The following is a 25,630-nucleotide window of genomic DNA, read 5'->3' on the forward strand; positions in this document are numbered from 1 at the left end:
CCGCGACGAGTGCTTCGAGCCGAAGGCGATCCGAGGTGGAGAGCGTGAAAGAGATGCCACTGCGCATCCCGCCAGACTCGCAGGATGGGGCGCAAACCGAAACCCCACACGGACTCAACCGTCAGGGCTCAACCACTAGGAAACGGCAAGTACGGCACTCCCTCAAAGCCGGTCTCCACGATGACGCTCGATGAAGCCTTCGCGTTCGGGCGTGAGGTGAAAAGCCGTCACGGCTCATCGTCGGCACTCGGCCGCTACCAAATCGTCGGCAACACCATGCGATCTGCGCAGGCAGCGTTAGGTCTCCCCGGCACAGCCACGTTCGATGCCGCCACTCAGGATCGCATGGCGCGGTGGATCGCCCGAAATCAGGGTCTTGGCGCATGGGAGGGCTTGAAGTCCAACCCTGGGGCGATGGCTCGGGCTCAGTCCGCCATGTCGCGAGGTGGTGCGAAAGACGTTCCTGGCGGTGGTGCTGTTCCTCCGTCCACAGATGGCGGCGACGTTCTCGGCCGGATGCGGGCACTTCGTTCAAGCGGTTCAGTGATCAATGAGCAATGCGTCGCCCTGGCGAAGGCTGCCGTTGGTGTTTCGGGCTCGGTGACTGAGTGGCGTAAGGGCGTCGGCGCCGAGGCAGGCACCCTTACGCCTGGAACACCTGTTGCGACCTTCCTCAATCGAGATGGTTCTCAGTCATCTCGATACGCAGGCAGCGGAACCGGAACCATGGGCGCCGGCACCGATCACGCGGCCGTATTCCAGAACTACATCCGCGACAAGGCCGGCAACATCACTGGGATGCGGGTTGCCGAACAGTACAAGGGCTCAGGCGGAGTGAAGTCGAAAGACTACTCGTTCGGCTCGGGTTTCGGAGAGAAGAACGCGTCGAACTACAACGCCATTCTCGGAAAGACCGGCGACTTCCTCGGTGGCTCTGCCAATCCCATGAACCGCACGTCGAACGCCGTTGCCGAGGAGTCCAGGAAGCTTCGCGACGTTGGCGACGGGATCAAATCGACGGGATGGCGAAAGGCTGGCGAGGCTGGTGGTCTCGGTTCCGGCCCGAATGCTCCTGCGGCACCCTTGGGCGAGTCTGCTCCGATCCGCAACGTCAACACGCTGCAATCGAGCGGTGTATCGCCGGCTGGCGGTGGTGGTTCAAGTGGTTCTGGTGCCGTCATTCAGATCAACGGACATAACGGCGATCCCGAAGCTCTAGCGAATGCCGTTCAACGTCGGATTAACGAGGCCATGAACCGTCGTTCCCACGACGTGGACCACGTCTATTCGTAACACAACGACAGGCCGAGGCGCTGAATACTGATGCCTCGGCCAAGCTTGAACGCTGCATGGCTTCTTTGCCATGAATCAAAGTGTTCCTGGCCATTTCGATTTATGCAAACGCACACGCAAGACCACTCGACTTGCTGTAGCGGTGCAAGTCGAGTAGAGTCGTTTCTTCGATTGATCGAAGCGATGAATTTAACGTCTAACCCTAACAGGCAGTCAGGAACAGGCAGTCAGGGTAGTTTTTCCACCAAAGACTTCGGTTGCAGCCGAAGTCTTCAGCGCAGGGCGACACGGCGACGATACTCGGCAGGGGGTCGCAATGTCGATATGATCGATGGGTTCTAGTAACACGGCGGCGGCAAAGCGGCAAGGCTTTGTCGGGCCTAACACTAATCAGCGCTCGCCTCGCATGGCTGAATCGCCTGCTGGGACGACGATGTTCGTCATCCGCGACGCGATGAAGCCCAAGCGGCGGAACCCGCTGCGGAACAAGCGGACGCTTTGGTCTCCGGCGAGGGTGGTTTCCGTCGCCAACCTCTTCAAGTCGGATATCGAGAAGTTCATCACCGGTACGTTCGGCGGCCCGTGCCTGACTGACGACGCCGTGATGTTCTATGAGCCGCTGGTGCGAATTCTGTGTGTGAGGTTTGTCGCGATGGAAGAGGATGGTCGCAACCCCAGGCCGGTCGACTCCTGCGGCTGGGCCATGAAGTTCATGCCTCGGTTCGCTCTTGAGCAGGGCCGGGCATGGTTCGAAGAGCAGGAGCGGGTGATCACCGCGTCGTTCGGTGCTGCCCTTCCCGCGCTGCCTAGCGCCGACGAACTCGCAGATGCAATCGGTGTTCGCCATCAGAACGTCGTCGACTTCAGGCTGAGGTCTATCGGCGCTACCGACCGTCGCGCACCTCAGCGTGCCGTGGAGAGGAAGGCGAAGAAAGCCGTGTGTGAGCGCAAGCGACGGGCTAAGGCTGGCGCGAAGGCTCAGGCGAATTCCAAGGCGTCGACAAAGCCGTGGGAGTCTTTGGGCATGTCTCGTTCCACGTTCTACCGGAAGCTCGCCGATGGGACTGTGGTCGAGGTCCAGAGCCCGTACGATGTCGCCCAGGATGCACCGAAGCGCCCGAACCTCCGCCTCGTGAAAAACGACTCGGTTCGCTCTAAGTCATTGTAACCATGCGTATTTTCGTGAGGCTTGGTATCTCCGGTGCTTGTGCAGGAGATTTGAGAACATGCGCAGAACGTCGAGCTAAGTCATTGATTTCAAACGATAATTTTTGGACGAAATGCACAGAAATCCGGTATCTCGCATGCGATAAGTCATTGTAATCGTTAGTGTTTTTTGAACCGTGAGACTGTTTCGTGGCACGAGACCAAATCGTGGCGGACAGCTATAGCAGGAAGCTCACGCTTCCTGAATCCTGCATCACCTCGAACGCGTCGGCATCGTGCCGGCGTGGGCGATGGGGAGACGAAACCCAGATCACTCCGAACGCCGCGTAGCCACGGAATGGCCCGGCCAGGGTCGTGGAGAGGCGTGAAGCGCGGACCCCTGTGCTGCACGGTCTGCACCTGATCAGCTTCATCTGGGGAACACGGCGCTCGATGAACCTTTCTTTCTTTACCAAGGAAAATCTGGGCTCGAACGGCGGCTCCCTACCTGCATCGTTGCGGCTGTGATCAGCCGTACTAAGACCTTTACCATGATAAATGCTGATCTTACGTCTGCGCTTGTCCCAGAACGTCGAGCATAACCCATCCGTCACTGTATCTCGGTCCAAGTCTGGAATACTCGACCAAGGGCAAGAACCAACATCAATCCTGGTAAAGGAAAGTCGGCGATAACGTCCAAACATGCTCCAACGATTAGTCTGACACTGAACCCCAGACGTCATTCTGTGCTATAACGTTTGCATGGACACACTCCTTTCGAATCAAGCATATCCATGAGCGACATTGTTCCGACGATCTCGCCCAAGATCACGGACAAGCGCCGGGAGACCGGAACCTGCCGCGTCTGCACGATGTGAACCGCACGCCGATCCAGAACGACCTCAACGCCGCCCAACCATCCATCTTGGAAAAGAAAGCATCACGTGATCACCGCCCGCCGTCGTGGCCGTCAGAACCGCACCGTTACGCCACCCACGCCAGACACTCCGCCGGTTTCCGCCCAGGTCGCCCGCCTTCGTATGTTGCTCCGCGAATTCTCATCGAAAGCGCCGATCACATTGCCGCTGGTAACGATGCCCGAGTCGACGGACGAAGCGGTGGGTCTCGTTCCTGACGCACGCGCTCAAGCTCGGGCTGAGGAATACCTGCGGGCTGCCATAGGCTATCGTCTCCGGCAGGATGAGCAGCGACGGACGGCCGAGAGAGAAATGCGGGCCGCATTCAACGTTGATCACCGAACGGTGGCCGTCGAGGTGCCCGATAGCTCCTTCACCCTGCTCTCGGCGACAGATGTGCTCTCGCCCGTCGAGGCCGAGATCGTTGAGCAGATGATGCGGATCGCGTCTCTTCCGTACCGGGACCAACCAACCGCTTGACGCCATCGGGAAACCACCCGTTGCCGGGAGCTCTAGCAAATCAGGCCCGGCGCCAGCGAGTCGGCGTCATTTCGTTCACTGCCTCGCCGCCCCGCCCGTCCACACAGCGGCCCGCTGGCGGCGTTGGCGGCCTCCCGCCTCACTCGGATGCCCTGAACGACGAACGGGCCTCCACGGGGCTCCTACGCGGTTGTTGGCGAGACGATCCGTTTCAGGACGGCCGCCGACGCTGAACCAAGCCACATTCCTGGTAAAGCAAAGACTTTGCCAACAATCAAAGGACTAACCGAAATGAACACCACTGATACCGACGAAGGTTTCACCGGCCAGGGTCGCAGCATCACGTTGTTTCTCGATGACGACATTCGAGACGACATCGACATCATCGCCAGCGTCAACGGGATTTCGAGGTCCAAGGCCGCACGGGCGCTGCTCCGCTTCGGAATCTGCGTTACTCTGTCGGAAGACCCCGATGTTGCCGCTCTGGTCGGACGGCTGGCGCAGCCCCAGAATTAGATCCTATTTTCGCTTGACGTCAGCACTGACTCGGGTTAGGGGCGCATCGCTAACTCGGGTTAGGGGCGCATCGCTAAGTCATTGCTTTGGAATGGTTTTTAACGATTTTGAATTGTCTGCGAATCACAGCAAATAGGAGCTTTGTCTCTAAAAAACACGCTCATATGCCGATGGACAAATGTTATATTTTAAGCCGTTTGAAGAAAGCTTCGTTTCTGAGTCTCGCGTCCTTTAAGACGTATTTGTAGCTGAGCGCTTGGATAAACGCATTGTAATTAGCATTGAAACCATAGTACCCACTTCCTCCAGGGAGTGGAACGTTGATTTGTGCCATGCGAAGCCATTTTTTCATATTCGGCGTTATGTCAGCAATGATGTAGCAAAAGAACGGAGTATTATCCGTCACCTCTTGTATTTGACCACCGCTTTTATCTAAAACTTTGTGGGCTCGCATATCTTCGATGTATGAATATATCTGAGTAAATGGATTTTCATCGTCGTCATAGTCGTTTCGAACAGGCTTCTTAAACTCAATGATTACGACGGGCTGATCTGTTCCAGGTCGGTGATATGCCGACCTGCCGGTGAACAGCACAACATCTGGCCGATCGTCTGAGTTAGAGCCGTTGATGAACGTTCGAAGCTTTCTATCGGATGCCCAATATTCGTAGTACGTAAGCTTATCGTCTATAATCCAAAGATTATGATCATCAACGCGGACTTGCTGATTTTCAACGCGCATTGGTACTACGAAGCTGTGGAGGGCGGCTTCGGCTTCATGCTTCAATTCGCCGTTTGGTTTGTACCCCAACCGACGCTCAAGCAAATCTAAAACTACTTTTCTTTTGACAGTGTAATCAGCAAGAACAGAATACTCTTGTTGCGATAGCTTCGAAAGGATCGCCTGTACACCAGCCTCGATTGTATCCTCAGATGCGTTCGCAGCGTTTTTTGACAGAGCTTCGACACGCCGCTCAACCTCTCGATTTTCTCGGAAGTCATAGAGAGCAAGTTGTTGATATACCTGTTCCGCGGATCTAAAATTCCGCGGCATTTTAGTCTCAGCGAACTCCCGAGGATTTTCGATTAAATACGAATAACGCGGATACTTCTTTACGATCTGACGCGTAAGCTCTGTTTGTTGAGCAATAACCCGCTCAATTTGAAAATGCAAAGCATTCCCGATTTGAGCGATTGCGAGTCTTTTGATCGTATCAAGGGTGTATTGATCAAAATCGAAGCTGGTTCGTTCGGAATTTACTGTATTATCGAGGAATTCACCGGACAAGACACCTGCGTAAACATGCTTGCCGTCGCGCTCTTCGATGTAAGTCGTCAGTCCAAGCGTGTTACCTATATCAAATTCAGCAACGACCCTGTCATGGGCAGTGAAATATAGTTTATGAGAGGCTTTGCCTTCGACGATTCCGCGCTCTAGCAGATTATGATTGAGTTTTAGGGTCTCGCCTTCAGCGCCAGTGAATGAGAATGAGCCAAAGTCATGCTTCTTCTCTCGTAGAAATTCTCCCAGATCAACGGTATCTTCATCGGTTTCTACAGTGATTTTCGGGAAACTAGATGACATCAGGTACGGGAGGAAGTGAGCTATAAGCTTTCTGATAATTGTATCGATCTGGGTGGGCATACGCGAAACATACTCAGCCCTCATGTTCTGCAGAGTGACAGTAGTCCCCGTATCTGAGACTTCGCCATTTAAGGTATTGATAGCCCGGTTGTGATAGTTGCGAATTGGCCGTGCATTGTCTAGGACAAAATCAAATGAGCGTTCTTGCAATTGCTTACCAACTTTGTAACGGCTTAAAACTGTAGCGCCCTCAAAGACCTTCAGCCAAGACAATCGTCCAACACCTTTACCACCCCGCTTTAATTTCCAATCGCTATCGTAAGTGCGGAACGACGCATAATTTTTATCATCAAGACCAATACCGTTGTCTCTGACTTCGACGCTCCGGCGGGGTCCATCGAAACCGATCAGCGAGACCGCGATTACTCCTCTCTCGGCCCAATCATCTTTGAACCTATCGTTTACAGCGTGAAGCGCATTATAAACCGCTTCAAACATTGGGATCAGCGCGTTAGACGGTGCCGAAGGACCTAACGCCAAATTCCGAACACGCCGTTTTAGATCAGGGATAAGGGAGGTCTCATCATCATAATTGCCGTCAAAATCGGGCGTGGCGGGCATGGATATGAATCACCAATGCGTGTTTGGTCACCGACCGTACTGGGATCGGCTTTGTGTTCCAACGATAGCGATACTCGCTTCGTTTAGAAATGCGCACCGGCAAGGTAGCCACAGGCGTGTGCGTGGCGTGTCCCTCCAGCAATCTCCCTGTGCGTTCTCGAAAATGATCAAGCTCGTGCATCCGGAGATGTAATGTCATTATCGTCCGGATCTCGCCTCGAACAACACGATGCGGTGGGAATGGGTATGGATGCGACAGCGCGTGCAAGCGTTTTCATATCGAAATGACGATACGTGCCGCCTTCTGTCTTGGGAGCATGTCCCTGGATGTGATCAGCAACAGAGTCTAGCATACCAATTTTGGGAGCAGCCGACTTGAACCAATGCCTCAAAGCGTGATTCGGAGCTTTCCGAGGATTGTTAAAACCCTGTTGCCGAATCCATGACGCCAAATGATTGCTAACGCCTTTGCTTGCGTGTCGTGCGGTATCGGATCGATTGTGCTTGTAGAACAGGGGCCCCGTTCCCCGCTGCGCTACAAAATCTAAAAATCCGGATTCAAGTACCGCAGGATGAAGTGGAACTACCCGCTCGCTCCATGCCGTTTTGAGATTTCCACCATCAACCGCCGGTTCAAGTTCCATACACGGAACCCCGTCGATCTCTCGGACCTTCTCGGCCCAAAGCTGTGCGACCTCCGCGACGCGTGCACCGCTCGTTGCAAGAATGAGGGGAAGGAAGCGTCTGGCTGGATGGGTCTCCGCCGCGCACAATGCGAGCAGGCGTGCCAATTCGGCGTCTTCGTAAGGGAGTTTCCGCATACCCGCCTTCGCCTTCGCCGAGACCTTCACGCCTTCGGCCGGGTTGGTCTTCAAGCGCTTGTTTGAAACGCCGAACCGATAAAGCGCCCGAAGGCAGGCCAAATCGCTGTCGTTGATCGTCTTGGCCGCTCGGCCGGCGGCAACGCGGGCATCCTTGAAGGCCACCACGTCGCGATCTGTGACGCGTGCGGCATCATCGTGACCCAGGTGCTTGGCGAAGGCCGTCACGATGCCGCGCCATGTCGTTTCCGTGCTGCCCGCCGGCTTGGTCTCGGCCTTCCATCTGTCGAAAAGCTCCGACAGAGTGATGCCAGAAGCCTTCCCTTCGAAAGGAGGAAAGCGGCTTGCCTTCGGATCGGGCGTGTAGTCGCCAGCCGCCGCACGCTTCAAGGCCAAACCTGCATCGAGGCAAGCGTCGGCAACGTGCTCAAGCAACTGAATCCGTGTCGCCCGATCGACGTGAAGTCCACGCTGTTGCAGCACCCACAACGTGAGCCGCCCGCAGCGATCCTCTAGCGCGGCGCGATCACCGGATGGCGGCATGGCATCGATCCCGGCGGTAAGATCGGGGCCGAACAGCCGAGCGGCTTCAGCCCTTTCGTCCGCGAGTTCGCCGGGCGTGATCGTTGGCGCGGTCGGGATACGTCCCTCACGTGCCGCCCGAACAAACGCCTTCCACGCCGACCACATCTCCGGCGTCCCCGGATCGTCATCGAAATTCGCTCGGAGAAGCTGGTAGACATCGCCTGCGAGCCCGACCAGTTGCCGATGGTTCAGCTTCGATCCGCCCTTTCGGACCTGATCGTAAATCCGCTCAAGGTGTTCCAGCACCCGGAGCCGGCGGGCCGTCGCCACCACGTCGTCGCGGGTGTGTAACGAACCCTTGATTCGATCGCTGAGCTTGAGGGAGAGAATCGCCTCAGGGTCGGATCGCATCGCCGGCAGGACGACTGCGACATGCATCCCACGCAACCGTTCAGCGACATCGGTCGGAACGCGCGCCTGGATTTGATGGATGCGGGAGTCAGTTCGGAAGGCGTGGCGTTGCATAAGCCGGATCATCGGATCGTGTACCCCGGTGTTGTACCCCGGTCCGATCCGAAAAATCCAATGTTTTCAGTGTTTCAACGACTTAGTTTGGCGTGGTGCCCAGGAAAGGACTCGAACCTTCACCTCTTGCAAGACTGGTACCTGAAACCAGCGCGTCTACCAATTCCGCCACCTGGGCTCGCCGGGCGCTCGGCGCCGACGAAGGCTCGTTTAGGGGGTGGCATCGGTGGCGTCAATCGGGATTCCGCATGTGCGGGCGTTCGACCGCCCGGTGTGATCGCGGCGCTCGCCTCGACGCGGATGGCCGGCCCGATGGCGAGCGCCAGCGCGTCAGAGGCTCGGCGCCGGCTCGCCGTCCTCCACGTCCGGCGTGCGCGACCGGGACCGGCGATCGAGCAGAGACCGTCCGAGCGCGCGGAACGGCGCGACGAGCCGGCGGGCGTCCTCGGCGCGTTCCATGAAGTGCTCGCCGCTGCGGATCTCCTTGTCGAGGCGGGCCATGGTCCGGGCGAGCGACGGATCGTCGTCCTGCAGCCAGGTCTCGACCACGCGGGCGAAGGCGATGACGACGCCCTGGAGCTTGAGCCGGCCGAGCGGGCCCTCGGTGTCGATCCCGGCCGCGGCTAGCATGTACCGGTGGGAGTTCAGGGCCACGCCGTTCAGGGCCAGCATCGACAGCACGTCGCCGCGCAGCGCGAACGAGATGCGCCGCAAGGCCGGCTTGTACGGCGTCATCGCGTCGAGCCGGCGCATCAGCACGTCGAACAGCCGCTCGCGGGTCGGCTCCTCCGCGAGGTCGGCACCGTCCTCCTCGAGCACCTTACGGTCGATGATCCGGGCGAGGCCGGCGAGAATCGCGCCCTTCGACGGGAACAGGTCGCGCAGCTCCGCCAGGCTCAGACCCGCCTCGCGGGCGATGTCGCCGACCTCGATGTCGTTCCAGGGCTGCTCGGCCGCCAGCCGCATCAGCGCCTCCACCGCCGCCTCGCGCGGGGGCTGCGTCGGCGGCTCGTGATGGGTGCCGGGATCCGCCGGCTTGCGGCCCTTCTTCGGCGAGCCTGCTGTCTCGGTCATGCGGCCTGCTCCTGCCTGATGTCGCGCGCGCTCCGAAGGGGCGACGCGCCTCGTGACGATCGACCCGCGAAACGGCCGATCCTGTCTCGCTCCCTATGTAGGAACGCGGGCGGACGAGGGCAGTGCCTTTGTGCGCGCTTGCCGCACGAGGACGATGGCACGACATGCCCATTGGGCGCACGCGAGGCGCGGTGTTCGACGATGGCGGCACGATCGCGCGCCGGCCTTGCCCGCCCTGCTCTCCATCGCGGCCGTGGTCGGCAACGCGGTGGTGGATCATGGGCCGAAGGCGCTTGCGGCGCCGGCGCGGTGAGCGACAGGCCTCTCATCGCGGGATGACGGAACCGCGAAGCGCTCGGATCGACCGCCCGAACGCGATGTCCGCGCCCCGATCGAAGATGCGCGTGCGCCGAAGCGTCCCCTACTCTGCCGCAACCCGAGGCGGCGCCGGGTAGCCCCGCCCATCGTTGGCGGGATGGCCGGAAGGCGCTCGCCCCGCCTCCTCCGGGTCGTCGCGCGCGCCGACGAAGCGGGAGAACAGGCGGACGATCAAGCGGGAGAGGTCGTCCATCAGCACGAAGATCGCCGGCACGAAGACCAGCGACAGGCCGGTCGAGACGATGAGGCCGCCGATCACCGCGATCGCCATCGGGGCCCGGAACTCGCCGCCGATGCCGAGCGCCATCGCGGAGGGCACCATGCCGGCGGCCATGGCGATCGTGGTCATCACGATCGGCCGCGCGCGCTTGCGGCCGGCATCGATGATCGCGGTGGCGCGGTCGACGCCGCGACCCATCTCCTCGACGGCGAAATCGACGAGCATGATCGCGTTCTTCGTGACCACGCCCATCAGCATCAGGATGCCGATGACGACGGGCATCGAGATCGGCTTGTGGAACACCAGCAACCCGAGGATCGCGCCGCCGATCGACAGCGGCAACGAGAACAGGATCGTCATCGGCTGCAGGAACGAGCCGAACAGCAGGATCAGCACGCCGAACACCATCATCAGCCCCGCGCCCATGGCGAGGGCGAAGCCGGAGAACACCTCGCCCATCACCTCGGCGTCCCCGGTCTGGCTGATGGTCACGCCCGGCGGCAGGGCCTGGGCGGTCGGCAGGTGCATGACCTGGTCGATCAGCGAGCCGAGGGCGTCCGAGCCCTGCATGTCGCCTTCCAGCGCCACGCGGATCGCCCGGTCGTAGCGGTCGATTGCGGTCGGGCCCTGCCCGAGAGACAGGTCGGCCACCGTCGAGAGCGGCACCGCGGCGCCGCCCTTGACCGGGACCTTGAGGGTCTCGAGTTGGGCGAGGTCGCTGCGCAGGGTCTCGGGCAGCTGCACCCGGATCGGCACCTGACGGTCGCGCGCGTTGAACTTGGCGAGGTTGGCGCCGATGTCGCCGATGGTCCCGACGCGCACCGTCTCGGCGATCAGGTCGGTGGAGACGCCGAGATCGGCCGCGACCCCGGCCTTGGGGCGGATGCGGATCTCGGTGCGGTCGAGCGGCGCGGTCGAGATCACGTTGACGAGGTGGGGCACCTGCGCCGCCTCGCGCTGGAGGCGCTGCGATACGTCGGCGACCACCGCCTTGTCGGGGCCGGCGATGATGAGCGCGAGATCGCGCTGGCCGCCCTCGCGCAAAGCCCAGAACCGGATGTCGGGCTGCTGCCGCAGGATCGCGCCGACGGCGACGTCGACCTCCTTCTGCGTGCGGTGTCGCGTGTTCTTCGGCGTCAGGTTGATGGTCAGCGAGGCGAGCCGCACCTCCTTCTTCCCCGGCAATTGCCGGCCGCCGTCGACGAACACGCTGCGGACCTCGGGCAGCGTCCGGATCTTGTCCACCAGCGCGTCGGTGACGCGCGTGGTCTCGGCGAGCTTGGCGCCGGGCGGCAGCTCGACCACGAACAGCGTGCGGGCCGCGTCCTCGGCCGGCAGGAAGCCGGACGGCAGCAGGCCGGTGGACAGGATGGAGGCGGCAAAGCAGGCCAGCCCCGCCACCAGCGTCACGAACTTGTGCCGCACCGACCACGCCACGAGGCGGGTGTAGCCGCGCATCACGACGCCTTCGCGCGTGTCCTCCGGCCCGTGGTCGCGCAGGAAGTAGGCGGCGAGCAGCGGCGTGATCAGGCGCGCGACCAGCAGCGACATGAACACGGCGGCCGCGATCGTCAGGCCGAACTGCTTGAAGTACTGCCCGGCGATGCCGCCCATGAACGAGACGGGGGCGAAGATCGCGATGATCGTCGCAGTGATGGCGATGACCGCGAGGCCGATCTCGTCGGCCGCCTCGAGGGCCGCGCGATAGGGCGTCTTCCCCATCCGCATGTGGCGGACGATGTTCTCGATCTCGACGATGGCATCGTCGACCAGAATGCCGGTCACCAGCGTGATCGCGAGCAGGCTGACGGCGTTCAGCGAGAAGCCGAGCGTGCTCATCACCCAGAAGGTCGGCAGCACCGAAAGCGGCAGCGCCACCGCCGCGATCAGCGTCGCGCGCCAGTCCTTCAGGAACAGCAGCACAACGATCACCGCCAGCGCCGAGCCCTCCAGCAGCCCGAGCATCGCGGAATGGTAGTTGCCGACCGTGTTGGTGACGGAGGTGTCGATCAGGTCGAAGCGCACGCCCGGGTTGGCGGCGTGCAGCGACGCGATCCGGTCGGCCACGCCGACCGAGACCTCGGCGTCGCTGGCGCCGCCCGAGCGCGAGATCGCGAAGGCGACCACCGGCTCGCCGTTGAAGCGGGCGAAGGTGCGCGGCTCCTCGGCGGTGTCGGTGAGCGTGGCGAGCTCGTCGAGCCGCACCTTGCGGTTGCCGGAGACGACGATCGATGTGGCGCCGAGCGTGTCGAGGGTCGCCGAGGCCGCGAGCGTGCGGATCGACTGCTCCTGGCCGCCGACCTCGCCGCGTCCGCCGGCCATGTCGGCCGAGGTCAGGCGCAGCTGCCGGTTGACGTCGGCCGCGGTGATGCCGAGCGCGAGCAGCCGGTCGGGCTTCAAGGTGACGCGGACCTCGCGGGCGACACCGCCGAGGCGCTCGACGCCGCCGACGCCGCGCACGCCCTGGATCGACCGGGCGACCACGTCGTCGACGAACCACGACAGGTCCTCCGGCGTCATCGCGGGCGCGGACGCGCCGTAGACCATGATCGGCAGGCCGGCGATCTCGACGCGGTTGATGATCGGCTCGTCGATGGTCCGCGGCAGGTTCAGGCGGATCTTCGAGACCGCATCCTTCACGTCGTTGACGGCCCGATCGGTGTTCACCTCGAGCCGGAACTCGATGGTGGTGACCGACGAGCCCTCGGTGATGGTCGAGAGGATGTGCTTGACGCCCTTCACGCCCGCCACCGAATCCTCGACCCACTTCGTGATCTGGGTCTGAAGCTCGGAGGGCGCCGCGCCCGACTGGGTGATCGTCACCGAGACGATCGGGATGTCGATGTTGGGAAAGCGCGTGATCGGCAAGGAGCGGAAGCTGACGAAGCCCAGCAGCATCAGGACGAGGAACAGGACGATCGACGGCAGCGGCCGGCGGATCGACCAGGCGGAGATGTTGAGGCGCATGACGTCGCCCCTAGCGCGCGGTCGCGTCGGCGAGCGGCGTCAGGGTCTCGGGCGGCACGGGCCGCACCCGGTCGCCGTCGCGCAGGAAGCTTCCGGCGCGCGCGACGACGGTTTCGCCGGCGGCAAGCCCGCTGCGAACCTCGGAGAACCCCGCGGCGGAGAGGCCAGGCACGACCTTGCGCGCCTCGACCCACTCGTCCTTCACCACGAGGACCCCGGCATTGCCGTCGGCAGCGAACAGGAGGCTGGAGACCGGGACCGCGACGCCGGTTCGCCGCGCCACCTCGACGGTGCCGCGGCCGAAGGCGCCGATGCGGAGCGCGGGATCGTCGCCGAGCGCGATGCGGACCTTGCCCAGCCGCGTGGTGCGGTCGACCTCCGGGTAGACCCGGCGGACCTTGCCGACGATCTTGCGCCCCTCCTCCAGGTCGAGCTGGGCCGGATCGCCGATCTTGATCCGCGGCAGCCAGGTCTCTGGCACCTCGCCCTCCAGCTCGATCTCGCCGCGCGCGATCAGGCGGAACAGCGGCTCGCCGGCCGCGGTCGCGGTTCCGCCGACGCGGGCGGTGCGGCGATTGACGATCCCGGCTTCCGGCGCGCGGATCGCGGCGCGGGCGCGCTTGAGCGCGATCTCGGCACCCGAGGCCTTGGCGGTGGCGAGATCGGCCTCGGAGGCCTGCAGGCCGCCGCGGGCCGAGGCGAGCCTGCCGTCCGCGCCCTGTGCCGCGGAGACGCGCTGCTCGAGGATCGCGGCGGTGGCGTTTCCGGTCTTGATCAGGGCCTGGGCGCGCTCCAACGACAGCCGCGCCTCGGTCTGGGCCGCCTCCGACTGCACGATCTGGCTCTTGGCCTGAACGATCGCGGCTTCGGCCCGGGCGACCGCCGCCGCGTTCGCGGCTTCCTGGGTCGCGATCATCTCGGTGGAGAGTTTCGCGAGCACCTGGCCTGCGGCGACCCGGTCGCCCTCCTCCGCCAGCAGCTCGATGATGCGGAAGCCCTCGATCTCCGGCGATACCAGGATCTCGTCGCGCGGCACCAGCGTGCCGGTGATGACCGCCCGCTCGACGATCTCCCGCGTCTGGGCCGGCACGACGCTGATCGCCGGCGCGATGGATTGCGGCTCGGGCACCGCCGCCGTTTCGACCGCGCCGACGGACGATGCGCCCGCGCAGAAGGCCGCCGCGAGGCCGGCGACACGCAGGGCGGCAACGAAGGATCGCATCACGGCAGTGGTCTCGCTGGCGTCCATGGGCTCGCCTGAGCCTGCCCTGTCGCACCGCAGCCCGGCGTTTTGAAGGCACGCGCCGACGCCCCGGGGAGCGTAGACGACGGCCTGGAAATAGGCGACCGAATACCTGCAACCGCGCCGCATTAAGGACGTTAAGCTTTCAACATCCCATGCGACGGGGCTCCCATGAGCATCTTCCAGATTCGTCAGACCAAGAACGGCATCGTCCTGTGGACCGGCTCGGCCGACGACGAGGCGACCGCCCTCGACGCGATGGCGCGCGAGGCCGGCTACCGCGACTTCCTCGCGCTGCCGGAATCGGTCCGCAGCAACGGCCTCGAAGCCGCGAAGCTCGACCTGATCTCCTAAGGGCGATCGCCCGGCCCGGGCGGGTCGGGCCTCACCCCATCCGACGACCATCGACCCCGTTCGGCCCCGGCCGTGCGGGGTCGATGCGTTTTACGCCACCGCGAACGCCTTGAGGTCGAAGGCGGGGTCGGCGGCCTGCTCCGGCGTCGGCGTCCGTCCGGCGCCGAGGATGCGACGGGCCATCATGTGGTCGCCCGCGCGGTTGATCGACTCGACCGCGACCAGGCGCGCCGCGCGGTAGCGGAACACCGAGAACGCCTCGCCGGCACCCCGCCGGACCGACAGGTCCGACGGCCCCGAGAGGCCGGCGATCTGCAGCTTGTAGCGACCCTGGTCGCTCCAGAACCACGGCAGCGCCGCGTAGGCCGCCGGGCGGCCGGCGAGGCGGGCCGCGAGGCACCGCCCCTGGTCGATCGCGTTCTGCACCGATTCGATCCGCACGGTGCCGTCCGCGGACAATCCCGTCGCGAAGGCGCTGGGATGGCGCGTACAGTCGCCGATCGCCGAGATCGCCGGGTCGTCGGTGGCGAGAAACGCGTCGACCCGGATGCCGTCCGCGACGGACAGGCCGGCCTCGGCCGCGAGCTCCTGGTTCGGCAGCACGCCGATCCCGACCACGACGAGGTCGGCCGGCAGCTCGCGATCGTCCGACAGGCGGACGGCGCCGGCGCGGCCGCCCTCCCCCGCGATCGATGCGACGCCGGCACCGAAGGCGAAGCGGACGCCGAGCCCCTCGTGCGCGCCGCGGAAGAAAGCGCCGGTCTCGGTCGAGACCGCCCGCGCCATCGGGCGGTCGGCGGCCTCGATCACCGTCACGTCGAGGCCGCGCGCGGCGGCGACGGCCGCGAACTCGAGGCCGATGAAGCCGGCGCCGACCACGACGATCCGCCGCGCGATCTCCAAGGCCGCGCGCAGGGCGTCCGCGTCGGCGAGGTCGCGCAGCTGGCGCACGCCGGCAAGGTCGGCGCCCGGCACCGGCAGCGGGCGGTTGCGCGCGCCGGTGGCGAGGACGAGGTGATCGTACGGGAGGACGGTCCCGTCGCCGAGCCGCAGCGTCCTGGCCGCCCGGTCGATCGCGACGGCCCGGGTCTGCGAACGGACCGCGATGCGGTGCTCGGCGAAGAAGGCGTCCGGGCGAAGGTGCAGCCCCGCGGCGTCGGTCTTGCCGGCGAGATAGGCCTTCGACAACGGGGGCCGCTGATACGGGAGGCCCGGCTCGTCGCCAACGATGGTGACGGGATCGGCGAACCCGGCCTCGCGCAGCGACGCGGCAACCTGGAACCCCGCCTGCCCGCCCCCGACGACGACGAGGCCGGCGCTCACGCCCTGCCCCCGGCGGCGATCGCGGCGACCGTCTCCTGGCCGAGCACCTCGACCCCCGGCAGCCAGCGGGCGCCGTCCTGCATCAGGTACTTCCAGAACGCGGCGGCCGCCGGACCCAGGACCTTGTCGGCCCGGCGGACCGCGTACCAGTCGCGACGGATCGGCAGGCCCTGGACGTCGAGCAGAACCAGACGGCCGGCCTCGACCTCGGCGGAGACCGTGTGCGCGGAGAGCAGCGCGATTCCGAGCCCGGCCATCACCGCCTGCTTGATCGTCTCGTTCGAGCCGGAATCGATCCCGAGCTTCGCCCGCTTGATGATGATCCCGTTCATGAATTCCTCGAACACCGTGCGGGTGCCCGATCCGTCCTCGCGCACGAGGTAGGCTTCCTCGGCGATGTCGGCCTTGGTCAGCCCGCGGCGGCCCGCCAGGGGGTGGTTGGGATCGGCGATCAGCACCAGGGGGTGCGGCCCGAAGATCTCGGCCTCGATCGCGAAGTCGCGCGGCGGCCGGCCCATGATCGCGAAGTCGATTTCGTAGTTGCGCAGCGCCTCGACCGTGTTGCCGCGGTTGCGCACCGACAGGTTGATCTCGACGCCGGCATGCGCCTTCACGAAGCCGGCGATCACCTGCGGCGCGAAGTACTTCGCGGTCGAGACCACGCCGAGCGTCACCCGGCCGCCGGCGCCGCCCTTGAGGATGCGGAGCTTGTCGGCGCAGGTCTCCAGCACGGTGTTGATGCTGTCGATCGCCCAGAGCATCTCGCGGCCGGCATCGGTCGGCTTCAACCCGGTCGGCGTCCGGTCGAACAGCAGCAGGCCCGCCTCCTCCTCCAGCTGGCGGATGCGGGCATAGAGGGCGGCCGAGGTGACGTTGAGCTCCTGGGCGGCCCGCGTCATGGTGCCGAGACGTGCCACCGCCGCGACGGCCTGAAGTTGCTTGAGGGACAGGTTGCGCATGCGCTGTTTTTAGTTTTTTTGTAATCGGCCGCAAGAAGTTTTAGATTTCTTGCCCACAGGCGGCGTCGGTCTCTGGTGAAGGGCGACCCGCGTGCGGTATCCTGCCGGCATTCGGGCAGGTAAGGCGTGCGGCAGGCGCCGTCGCACGCATGACGGCGCGGCAGGATCTCGGGCGGAAAGGCAAGCGGATGTCGACAGGTTCACCGGCACTCGGATCGCGGCTCGATGCATGCCTCGCCGAGGCTGTCGCGGCGGAGCCGCACTTGGCCGACACCGCCGCCGTGATCGCCGCGATCGCGGCGGCCTCCATCGACATCAGCGAGGTCATCGGGCGCGGAGCGCTCGGGGGCGACCTCGCGGCGGCCGGCGAGCACAACAGCGACGGCGACGTGCAGAAGGCGCTCGACGTGATCGCCCACCAGCGCGTCACGGAAGCCCTCCAGGGCGCGCCCGTCGCCGAGGTCGCCTCCGAGGAGGCCGAGGGCGTGATGCACCTCAACGCCGGGGCGCCGCTCGCGGTCGCGATCGACCCGCTCGACGGCTCGTCGAACATCGGCGTGAACATGGCGGTGGGCACCATCTTCGGCATCCGCCCGGCCGTGACCGCCGAGGGCGACCCGATCGCCTCCTTCACCACGCCCGGCACGGCGCAGACGGCGGCCGGCTTCGTCACCTACGGGCCGGCCACGGCGCTGATCCTGACGCTGGGCCACGGCACCCAGGTCTACGTGCTCGACCGTGCCGAGCGCGCCTTCCGCCTGACCCATGCCGCGCTCGAGGTGCCGGCGGCCGCCAAGGAATACGCGATCAACGCCTCGAACGCCCGGCATTGGGACGGCCCGATCAAGGCCTACATCGAGGATTGCCTGCGCGGCGCCGAGGGCCCGCACGACAAGGACTACAACATGCGCTGGCTCGGCTCTCTGGTGGCCGACGCGCAGCGCGTGCTGATGCGCGGCGGCGTGTTCCTGTACCCCGGCGACGGGCGCAAGGGCTACGCGCAAGGACGCCTGCGCCTGCTGTACGAGGCTGCCCCGATCGCCATGCTGATGGAGCAGGCCGGCGCCGGCGCCACCGACGGCGAGCGCCGCATCCTCGACATCGCCGCCGCCGGCATCCACGAGCGCGTGCCGCTGGTCTTCGGCTCGGTCGAGGAGGTCGCCAGCGTCGCCAAGTACTACGACGGGCGCAACCACGCCGCCGGGCGCTCCCCCCTGTTCGGGCAGCGCGGGTTGATGCGGTCGTGACCTCGGGACACGCCCGGTAGCAGCATGTCGGCGCGGCATCCGATCATCTCGGTCACCGGTTCCTCGGGGGCCGGCACGACCTCGGTGCGCAACACCTTCGAGCAGATCTTCCGGCGCGAGGACGTGTCGGCGGTCTACATCGAGGGCGACGGCTTTCATGCCTTCGACCGCGAGACGATGCACGCGATGATGGCGGCGGAGCCGACGCTCTCGCACTTCGCGCCGCGCGCCAACCTCCTGCCGGAGCTCGAGGAGGTGTTCCGCACCTACGGCGAGTCCGGGCGGGGCCGGACCCGGCACTACGTCCACGACGTCGAGGACGCCGCGCGCTACGGGCGGCCGCAGGGCAGCTTCACCGAGTGGGAGGATTTCGCGCCCGGCTCCGACCTGCTGTTCTACGAGGGCCTGCACGGGTGCGTCGTCGACCAGACCCTAGACCTCGCGCGCTACCCCGACCTGAAGATCGGCGTCGTGCCGGTGATCAACCTCGAATGGATCCAGAAGCTGCACCGGGACCGGTCGTTCCGGGGCTATTCGACCGATGCGGTCACCGACGTGATCCTGCGGCGGATGCCGGATTACGTGCAGACCATCTGCCCGCAATTCTCCTGGACCGACATCAACTTCCAGCGGGTGCCCACGGTCGACACCTCGAACCCGTTCATCGCCCGCTGGATCCCGACGGCCGACGAATCGATGGTGGTGATCCGCTTCAAGGACCCCAAGGGCATCGACTTCTCGTACCTTCGCTCGATGCTCGAGGGCAGCTTCATGAGCCGGGCCAACTCGATCGTCATCCCCGGCGGCAAGCTCGACCTCGCGATGCAGCTCATCCTCACGCCGATCATCATGCAACTCGTCGAGCGCAAGCGCCGGCTCGCCTGACCGCACGGGTCGTCGCGGGCAATAAGTCCGGCTGTTTTGGCCGGGCTTCCCCACCCATCATCAGCCCGCGCGAGGGCGTGTCGGCCCCGCGCGTCTCGGAACCTGCCGCATGCCAAAGGCCACTATCGCCCCCTCGATCCTGTCGGCCGACTTCGCACGGCTGGCGGAGGAGACCCGCGCCGTGGACGCGGCCGGCGCCGACTGGATCCATCTCGACGTGATGGACGGGCATTTTGTGCCCAACATCACCTTCGGGCCGCCGGTGGTGAAGGCCTTGCGCCCGCACACGAAGAAGTTCTTCGACGTGCACCTGATGATCGCGCCGGCCGACCCCTACCTCGCGGCCTTCGCAGACGCCGGCGCCGACGGCATCACCGTCCACGTCGAGGCCGGGCCGCACAGCCATCGCTCGCTCCAGACGATCCGAAGCTTGGGCAAGCGCACCGGCATCGCGCTCAACCCGGGAACGCCCGCCGCGATGGTCGAGCCGCTGCTCGACCTCGCCGACATGGTGCTGGTGATGACGGTGAACCCGGGCTTCGGCGGCCAGAGCTTCCTCGGCAGCGCGCTGGAGACGGTGGCGCGGGTGAAGGCGATGATCGCGGGCCGCGCCATCGATATCCAGGTCGACGGCGGCGTCGACGCCGAGACGGTCGGCCGTGCGACGGCCGCCGGCGCCAACGTGTTCGTCGCCGGCAACGCGGTGTTCAAGTACGGCCCCGACCGCTACGCCGAGCGGATCGCCGCGATCCGCGCCGGCGCCGAGGCGGCGCGCGGCCGGGCGATCCGATGCTGATGGCGACCTCATGCTGAAGGCGCTGATCTTCGACGTCGACGGGACGCTGGCCGAGACCGAGGACCTGCATCGCCAGGCCTTCAATCACGCCTTCTCCGAGCTCGGCCTGCCCTGGCACTGGGACCCGGCGTGCTACGCCGACCTGCTGACGGTGATGGGCGGGAAGGAGCGGCTCGCCCACTACGTCGCGACCCGCCACGGCGATGCCGCGGGCCTGCGAGCGCGCATGCCGGAGATCCACACCCGCAAGACCGCGATCTACGGCGGCCTCGTCGCGGAGGGCGCGCTCGCGCTCCGCCCAGGCGTCGCGAGGCTGATCGCCGAGGCGCGGGCGGGCGACGTCCGGCTCGCGATCGCGACGACCACCACCCGCGCCAACGTGGATACGCTCCTTGCCGTCAACTTTCCGGCCGGCGACCGCCCCTTCGACGTGATCGCCTCGGGCGACGAGGCCGCCCGCAAGAAGCCGGCCTCCGACATCTTCGATCTCGCGGTGCAACGCCTCGGCATCGCGCCGTCGGAGGCGATCGCGTTCGAGGATTCCGCCGCCGGCATCCGCTCGGCCCTCGATGCCGGCCTGCCGGTGCTGGCGACCCGCAGCCGCTACACCGAGAGCCACCGCCTCGACGGCGCGTTCTCGGCGGTGTCGGATCTCGGCGAGCCGGGGCATCCGCACCGGCACGTCTTCGGGTTCGCGTGGGCGGACGGGGTGGTGACGCTCGCGGGCCTGAGGGAGTGGCACGAGAGCGCCTGACCCGTCAGTCGCGACGGGCGAGCCGGCGCCCGGCCGACTGCCGGCGCGCATCGTGCCGCCCCTGCGCTTCCGTCGCGAACAGCGTCGTCCCCGCGACGAGACCCAGTGCCGCGGCAAGCCCGAGCTTCAGCCATTTCGGGTCGGCGGCGGCGACGTGGCCGACGGCGCGGTCGTCGAAACGGCCATGGGCGCCGGGATCGGTGTCCACCGGCTCGTAGAGGTTGTCGGCTCGGTGCTTGTTGGCGCGCACGCTGGTCATCTCCCCGCGATATCCGTGACGGGCGAGATACCCGTCGATCCAGCCCGGGATCACCATGTTGCCGACGATCGCCTTCCAGGCCGACGTCCCGATCCAGAGCTCGCGCGGCGCTGCCTGCGCGGCCGCGTAGACGTGGCGGGCGATCGCCTCGGGCTGGTAGATCGGCGGCACCGGCTCGAGCTTGCGCGGCAGCACCGAGCGGGCCCAATCGAATTGCGGCGTGTTCACCGCAGGCAGCTGCACCATCGTCAGCCGTACCTTGCTGCCGTCGTGCAGCAATTCGCTGCGCAGCGAGTCGACGAAACCGCGCACCGCCGCCTTGGCCGCGCAATAGGTCGCCTGCAGGGGAATCGAGCGGTAGGCCAGGGCCGAGCCGATATGGACGATGGTGCCGGAATCCTTGGGCACCATGTGCTCGAGCGCGGCGAGCGTGCCGTGGACCTGGCCGAGATAGGTCACCTCGGTGACGCGACGGAACTCCTCGGCGGAGGTCTGCTGGACGGGCGCGTAGACCGTCACCATCGCGTTGTTGACCCAGACGTCGATGCCGCCGAACGCCGCGACGACCTCGGCGGCCGCCTGGCTCACCGCGTCCGCGTCGGCGACGTCGGCCGCGAACGCCATCGGGCGTCCGCCGGCCCGCACCACGTCCTCGATCGTCCCGTGCAGGCCGGCCTCGCCGCGGGCGATCAGGCCGACGTTCCATCCATGCCGGGCGAACTCGCAGGCGACCGCCCGGCCGACGCCGGCGCTGGCGCCCGTGACCACGACCGTCCGTTTCCGCTCAACCTGTTTTCGCATTCTGTCCTCGTCGGCGCGCCGGTCGGCCGCGGTTCGGGAACGCCCGTCGCCGCCGATCTTTCCGTCGTCGGCCGATCGCGTTCCCGTGTGCCGCCCGCGTTGCCTCCCCGCGCCGCACGCGCGTATAAACCGCGGCATCCCCGCCCGGCGGCGTCGAGGGCGCGAGCCCTCCGCCGCCAAGACCCAAAGAACGCGCGACGCCATGGCCGGCCATTCCCAGTTCAAGAACATCATGCACCGCAAGGGCCGGGTGGACGCCGTCCGCTCGAAGCTCTTCGGGAAGCTCGCCCGCGAGATCACGGTGGCGGCCAAGCTCGGCCTGCCCGATCCGGCGATGAACGCGCGCCTGCGCGCCGCGATCATCGCGGCCCGCGCCGAGAACGTGCCCAAGGATAACATCGAGCGGGCGATCAAGAAGGCGGCCGGTGCCGACGGGGAGACCTACGAGGAGATCCGCTACGAGGGCTACGGCCCGGGCGGCGCCGCGCTGATCGTCGAGGCGCAGACCGACAACCGCAATCGCACGGCCTCCGACGTGCGCTCGGCCTTCACCAAGTCCGGCGGGAGCCTCGCCGAGACCGGCGCCGTCGCGTTCATGTTCGACCGCGTCGGGGTGGTCGGCTTCGCGGCCTCGGTAGCCGACGCCGACACGATGCTGGAGGCGGCGATCGAGGCCGGCGCCGACGACGTGCGCTCGGACGAATCCGGCCACGAGATCACCTGCGCGCAGGACTCCTTCGGCGAGGTCACCAAGGCCCTGGAGGCGCGCTTCGGCGAGCCGACCCGCACCGGCCTCGTCTGGAAGGCGCAGAACACGATCGACGTCGACGACGAGACCGGCGAGAAGCTGATCCGCCTCGTCGAGGTGATCGAGGACCAGGACGACGTGCAGAACGTCTACGTCAACTTCGCCCTGTCCGACGCGCTGGTGGCCAAGCTCGAGGCCTGAGGCGCGGGGCGCGGGCGTCAGCGGGGCGAGGCCGCCCCGCTGCGGTCGCAGCGGTAGGGCGCGACCCCGATCGCCGGGTCCTGCAGCACGCGGCCGCCCGAGGCCTCGCAGCGGACCTGGAAGGAATCGTGCGGCCCCCAGAAGCTCCAGATCGTGAACATCGGCAGCACCATCATCAGGCAGACGCTGCCGATGACCATGCCCGCCGCCCAGGCATTGCCGCGCAGCGGTTTCGGCGGCTCCGGCCGCATCGGCGGCATCGGCGCGAGGAAGGCCAGGGTCGGCACCAGCCAATCGAGGGTGTTCATCCGCCAGCCCGCCCGAGGTTTCGGCCCGCATCGTGGCGCGCCGCGAAGCCGACGGTAGTTCGATCGCCTCAGTTTCGAAAGTCGGCCAGCCGCGACCGTTTGGCGAAACCCTTCGTTCACGCTATGTGCTCAGACAGAGCCGGTACGGCGTTCCGGCCGTGCGGCCAAGGTCCGGTTCATGACGCCCATCCGCATCCTCGGCATCGATCCGGGCCTGCGCCGCACCGGCTGGGGCGTCGTGACGGTGACGGGGGCGAAGCTCGCCTACGTCGATTGCGGCGTCGTCACCTCGGACGGCGACCTGCCGCTGGCGCTGCGCCTGCGCGAATTGCACGAGGGCATCACCCGGGTCGTGCGGGACTTCTCGCCCGACGAGGTTTCGGTCGAGGAGACCTTCGTCAACAAGGACGCGCAGGCGACGCTCAAGCTCGGGCACGCCCGCGCCATCGCCCTGCTGGTGCCGGCGCTCGCCGGCGTGCCGGTGTTCGAGTACGCGGCGAACCTGATCAAGAAGTCGGTCTGCGGCTCGGGGCATGCCGAGAAGGCGCAGATCCAGGCGATGGTGCGCTTCCTGCTGCCGAAGGCCGAGTTCAAGCTGGCGGATGCGGCCGATGCGCTCGCCATCGCCATCACCCACGTCAACCATCGCGGCGCCCATGCGCTCAAGCGCGCCAACCCGCCGCCCGGCGCGGCCGGGCCGGGCGCCGCGCGGATCGCGGCGGCGTTGGCCAAGCTCGGCTGAAGCCGATCAGTTCACCGCCTTGAACTCGCCTTCGAGGCGCAGGACGACCTCGTCGCCGAGCATCGGCAGGTAGGCGTCGATGCCGAAGTCCGACCGCTTCAGCACGGCGCGGCCGTCGAAGCCGACGGTGTAGGCCTTGTCGACGGGATGGATGCCGGCCTGGTTGAAGGTCGCGTCGAAGGCGACTGGCTTGGTGACGCCGCGCAGCGTCAGGTCGCCGGTGACGCGCGCCGTGGTCGGGCTCGTCGCCTCGACCGCGGTTGCGGCGAAGGTCGCGCTCGGGAACTTCGCGGTGTCGAAGAAGTCGGGCGCCTTGAGATGCGCGTCGAGCTTCGGGTTCACGCCGGTGATGCTGTCGGTGCCGATCGTGACCTTGAGCCGGATCTTGGTCGTGTCCTTGGGGTCGAGGGTCGCGTCGCCGGTGACGTCGGTGATCTGCCCGTAATAGGTCGAGAAGCCGAGATGGCTCAGCGACCAGGTGATCTTGGCGTGGTCGGGATCGAGGCGGTAGGTGCCCGGCCGGACCTGCGTCGGGTCGGCGCTGGGGGCAGTCGGGGTGTCGGCGGCCCGCGCCGGCGAGAGGGCGAGCGTCAGGGCGAGGAGAAGCAAGGGTCCGCGCATCGGGATCGCCTGGGTTGTAACCGACCGTTTCCCTGCCCTGATCCCACGAAGCTCGGCCGCTCTCAAGACTGGCCTGCCGAAAGACTCGCCACGCTTCGCCGGATGGCGGCGATGCGCGGCATTCTGTAGGCAGCGGACGGCACGCTGGACGCGGCAGCGCGAATGATCGGGATCTCATGATCGGGAAGCTCAAGGGCGTGGTCGATTCCTACGGCGAGGATTTCGTCCTCCTCGACGTCCAGGGAGTCGGGTACGAGGTGCATTGCTCGGCGCGCACGCTCCAGCGCCTGCCGAAGCCCGGCGAGCCGGCCGTCCTTTCGATCGAGACGCATGTCCGCGAGGACATGATCCGCCTCTACGGCTTCCGCTCGGATGCCGAGCGCGAGTGGTTCCGCCTGCTCCAGACCGTGCAGGGCGTCGGCTCCAAGGTCGCCCTCGGGCTGCTCTCGGTGCTGGAGCCGCCTCAGCTCGCCTCGGCGATCGCCATGGGCGACAAGACCGCCGTCGCGCGTGCGCCCGGCGTCGGCCCGCGGCTGGCCGCCCGGCTGGTGGCCGAACTCAAGGACAAGGCGCCGGCCTTCGCGCCGATCGATCCGGCGCTCATCGCCTTGTCGGGCGCGGTCGAGAACCGCTCCGCGCCCCAGCCCGTCGCCGACGCGATCTCGGCGCTGGTCAACCTCGGCTACGCCCAGCTCCAGGCTTCGGCCGCGGTCGCCGCTGCCTTGAAGGCTGGCGGCGAGGACGCCGAGGCAAAGGTTCTCATCCGGCTCGCGCTGAAGGAGCTGGCGCAATAGGGAGCCGCGAAACGCGACGACGCGATCCGATCGTGCGCTCGTGATCGCCGGAGCCTTGACCCATACGGTGCCGGATGGCATGTGGCGTTCGCTAACACGTTGAAAACGCTTAGTTTTCAAGAGTTCTAAACTGGCGACGGTCGAGGACCGGGACGACGCACGGCGAGCGCTCTCGAACGATTCGAGGGCGTCGAAGGAAACGAGCCTCCAGCCATCGGGTTTTGGATCGTATGATCGTCTGTTCCTGCAACGTCCTCTCGGATGGCGCCGTGCGCGGGTGTCTCGGCCCGGGTCCTGGCTGCCCGCGCACGCCGGCCCAGGTCTACGCCTGCCTCGGCTGCAGCCCGAAATGCGGGCGTTGCGCCCGCACGATCCGCTCGATCATGCAGAACGCCCTCGGCGCCGCGGCGCTCGAGGCGGGACAGGACGCCCATGCCTGCTCGACGGGTTGCGCAACCGGCTGCAGTTTGGGAAAGGTCCAGCCTGCAGAGGAGGGGATCGCCGCCTGAGGCGTAGCCCGGCTTTTC

At 65.9% G+C, this 25,630-nt stretch carries 23 protein-coding genes and 1 tRNA gene; 13 read left to right on the forward strand and 11 right to left on the reverse strand.

The window, feature by feature from the left end; genetic code table 11:
* Positions 1-180: 180 nt before the first annotated feature.
* The 4 genes from MKK55_RS15900 (at position 181) to MKK55_RS15915 (ending at position 4,352) form a co-directional block, all read left to right on the forward strand.
* A complete protein-coding gene (locus tag MKK55_RS15900) occupies positions 181-1,293 on the forward strand; it encodes a hypothetical protein (RefSeq protein ID WP_243936239.1) in 1,113 nt (370 codons plus the stop codon).
* 433 nt (positions 1,294-1,726) lie between these two features.
* Positions 1,727-2,461: a hypothetical protein gene (locus MKK55_RS15905; RefSeq protein WP_243936241.1), complete on the forward strand. Its 735-nt coding sequence runs from the start codon at positions 1,727-1,729 to the stop codon at positions 2,459-2,461.
* Positions 2,462-3,383: 922 nt separating this feature from the next.
* Positions 3,384-3,836, forward strand: a complete 453-nt coding sequence (locus tag MKK55_RS15910) for a hypothetical protein (protein WP_243936243.1) — start codon at positions 3,384-3,386, stop codon at positions 3,834-3,836.
* 291 nt (positions 3,837-4,127) lie between these two features.
* Positions 4,128-4,352, forward strand: a complete 225-nt coding sequence (locus MKK55_RS15915) for a hypothetical protein (RefSeq protein WP_243936252.1) — start codon at positions 4,128-4,130, stop codon at positions 4,350-4,352.
* Between the two features lie 181 nt (positions 4,353-4,533).
* Here MKK55_RS15915 and MKK55_RS15920 read toward each other — a convergent pair whose 3' ends face one another.
* From MKK55_RS15920 to MKK55_RS15945, 6 genes are all read right to left on the reverse strand, one after another.
* Positions 4,534-6,558 (reverse strand): ATP-binding protein, encoded by a 2,025-nt coding sequence (locus tag MKK55_RS15920; protein ID WP_243936254.1) that lies wholly within the window; start codon positions 6,556-6,558, stop codon positions 4,534-4,536.
* A 167-nt stretch (positions 6,559-6,725) separates the two neighbouring features.
* A complete protein-coding gene (locus MKK55_RS15925; protein WP_243936263.1) occupies positions 6,726-8,429 on the reverse strand; it encodes a site-specific integrase in 1,704 nt (567 codons plus the stop codon).
* Between the two features lie 93 nt (positions 8,430-8,522).
* A tRNA-Leu gene (locus tag MKK55_RS15930) sits at positions 8,523-8,607 on the reverse strand.
* Positions 8,608-8,759: 152 nt separating this feature from the next.
* On the reverse strand, positions 8,760-9,503 hold the full coding sequence (locus tag MKK55_RS15935) for a TetR/AcrR family transcriptional regulator (protein WP_243936265.1): 744 nt from the start codon (positions 9,501-9,503) through the stop codon (positions 8,760-8,762).
* Between the two features lie 421 nt (positions 9,504-9,924).
* On the reverse strand, positions 9,925-13,068 hold the full coding sequence (locus tag MKK55_RS15940; RefSeq protein ID WP_243936267.1) for an efflux RND transporter permease subunit: 3,144 nt from the start codon (positions 13,066-13,068) through the stop codon (positions 9,925-9,927).
* Between the two features lie 10 nt (positions 13,069-13,078).
* Positions 13,079-14,290: an efflux RND transporter periplasmic adaptor subunit gene (locus MKK55_RS15945; protein ID WP_243936269.1), complete on the reverse strand. Its 1,212-nt coding sequence runs from the start codon at positions 14,288-14,290 to the stop codon at positions 13,079-13,081.
* 192 nt (positions 14,291-14,482) lie between these two features.
* Between MKK55_RS15945 and MKK55_RS15950 the strand changes: the two genes are divergently transcribed.
* Positions 14,483-14,665 carry a hypothetical protein gene (locus MKK55_RS15950; protein WP_147841615.1) on the forward strand — a complete coding sequence of 61 codons (183 nt, stop codon included), beginning with the start codon at positions 14,483-14,485 and terminating at the stop codon, positions 14,663-14,665.
* A 90-nt stretch (positions 14,666-14,755) separates the two neighbouring features.
* On the opposite strand, the gene MKK55_RS15955 is transcribed toward MKK55_RS15950, so the two are convergent.
* Both MKK55_RS15955 and MKK55_RS15960 read right to left on the reverse strand, forming a co-directional pair.
* Complete coding sequence (locus MKK55_RS15955) at positions 14,756-15,988, reverse strand: NAD(P)/FAD-dependent oxidoreductase (protein WP_243936271.1); 1,233 nt, start codon at positions 15,986-15,988, stop codon at positions 14,756-14,758.
* Complete coding sequence (locus MKK55_RS15960; RefSeq protein ID WP_243936273.1) at positions 15,985-16,947, reverse strand: LysR family transcriptional regulator; 963 nt, start codon at positions 16,945-16,947, stop codon at positions 15,985-15,987. Before MKK55_RS15960 ends, MKK55_RS15955 begins: the two co-directional genes overlap by 4 nt.
* A 188-nt stretch (positions 16,948-17,135) precedes the next feature.
* Between MKK55_RS15960 and MKK55_RS15965 the strand changes: the two genes are divergently transcribed.
* The 4 genes from MKK55_RS15965 (at position 17,136) to MKK55_RS15980 (ending at position 20,629) form a co-directional block, all read left to right on the forward strand.
* Positions 17,136-18,194 carry a class 1 fructose-bisphosphatase gene (locus tag MKK55_RS15965; protein ID WP_243935487.1) on the forward strand — a complete coding sequence of 353 codons (1,059 nt, stop codon included), beginning with the start codon at positions 17,136-17,138 and terminating at the stop codon, positions 18,192-18,194.
* A 24-nt stretch (positions 18,195-18,218) separates the two neighbouring features.
* Positions 18,219-19,079, forward strand: a complete 861-nt coding sequence (locus tag MKK55_RS15970; protein WP_147727025.1) for a phosphoribulokinase — start codon at positions 18,219-18,221, stop codon at positions 19,077-19,079.
* Between the two features lie 109 nt (positions 19,080-19,188).
* A complete protein-coding gene (rpe, locus tag MKK55_RS15975) occupies positions 19,189-19,875 on the forward strand; it encodes a ribulose-phosphate 3-epimerase (RefSeq protein ID WP_243936277.1) in 687 nt (228 codons plus the stop codon).
* Positions 19,876-19,885: 10 nt separating this feature from the next.
* A complete protein-coding gene (locus tag MKK55_RS15980; protein ID WP_243936281.1) occupies positions 19,886-20,629 on the forward strand; it encodes an HAD-IA family hydrolase in 744 nt (247 codons plus the stop codon).
* 4 nt (positions 20,630-20,633) lie between these two features.
* On the opposite strand, the gene MKK55_RS15985 is transcribed toward MKK55_RS15980, so the two are convergent.
* Positions 20,634-21,689, reverse strand: coding sequence for an SDR family oxidoreductase (locus MKK55_RS15985; protein ID WP_147841610.1), 1,056 nt, complete (start codon positions 21,687-21,689; stop codon positions 20,634-20,636).
* Between the two features lie 202 nt (positions 21,690-21,891).
* On the opposite strand from MKK55_RS15985, the gene MKK55_RS15990 reads away from it, so the two are divergent.
* Complete coding sequence (locus MKK55_RS15990; protein WP_147727021.1) at positions 21,892-22,638, forward strand: YebC/PmpR family DNA-binding transcriptional regulator; 747 nt, start codon at positions 21,892-21,894, stop codon at positions 22,636-22,638.
* A 17-nt stretch (positions 22,639-22,655) separates the two neighbouring features.
* Here MKK55_RS15990 and MKK55_RS15995 read toward each other — a convergent pair whose 3' ends face one another.
* Positions 22,656-22,946: a hypothetical protein gene (locus MKK55_RS15995; protein ID WP_147841609.1), complete on the reverse strand. Its 291-nt coding sequence runs from the start codon at positions 22,944-22,946 to the stop codon at positions 22,656-22,658.
* 178 nt (positions 22,947-23,124) lie between these two features.
* On the opposite strand from MKK55_RS15995, the gene ruvC reads away from it, so the two are divergent.
* Positions 23,125-23,688, forward strand: a complete 564-nt coding sequence (ruvC, locus tag MKK55_RS16000; RefSeq protein ID WP_147841608.1) for a crossover junction endodeoxyribonuclease RuvC — start codon at positions 23,125-23,127, stop codon at positions 23,686-23,688.
* Positions 23,689-23,694: 6 nt separating this feature from the next.
* Here ruvC and MKK55_RS16005 read toward each other — a convergent pair whose 3' ends face one another.
* Positions 23,695-24,309: a YceI family protein gene (locus MKK55_RS16005; RefSeq protein WP_243936283.1), complete on the reverse strand. Its 615-nt coding sequence runs from the start codon at positions 24,307-24,309 to the stop codon at positions 23,695-23,697.
* A 176-nt stretch (positions 24,310-24,485) separates the two neighbouring features.
* On the opposite strand from MKK55_RS16005, the gene ruvA reads away from it, so the two are divergent.
* Both ruvA and MKK55_RS16015 read left to right on the forward strand, forming a co-directional pair.
* Entirely contained in the window at positions 24,486-25,103 is a 618-nt protein-coding gene (gene ruvA / locus MKK55_RS16010; protein WP_243935490.1) for a Holliday junction branch migration protein RuvA, read from the forward strand.
* 230 nt (positions 25,104-25,333) lie between these two features.
* The gene (locus MKK55_RS16015) at positions 25,334-25,612 is read left to right on the forward strand and encodes a bacterioferritin-associated ferredoxin (protein WP_243936285.1); all 279 of its coding nucleotides are present in this window, start codon (positions 25,334-25,336) and stop codon (positions 25,610-25,612) included.
* Positions 25,613-25,630: the final 18 nt, after the last annotated feature.

This window comes from Methylobacterium sp. J-059 (assembly GCF_022829485.1).
GTDB lineage: Bacteria > Pseudomonadota > Alphaproteobacteria > Rhizobiales > Beijerinckiaceae > Methylobacterium.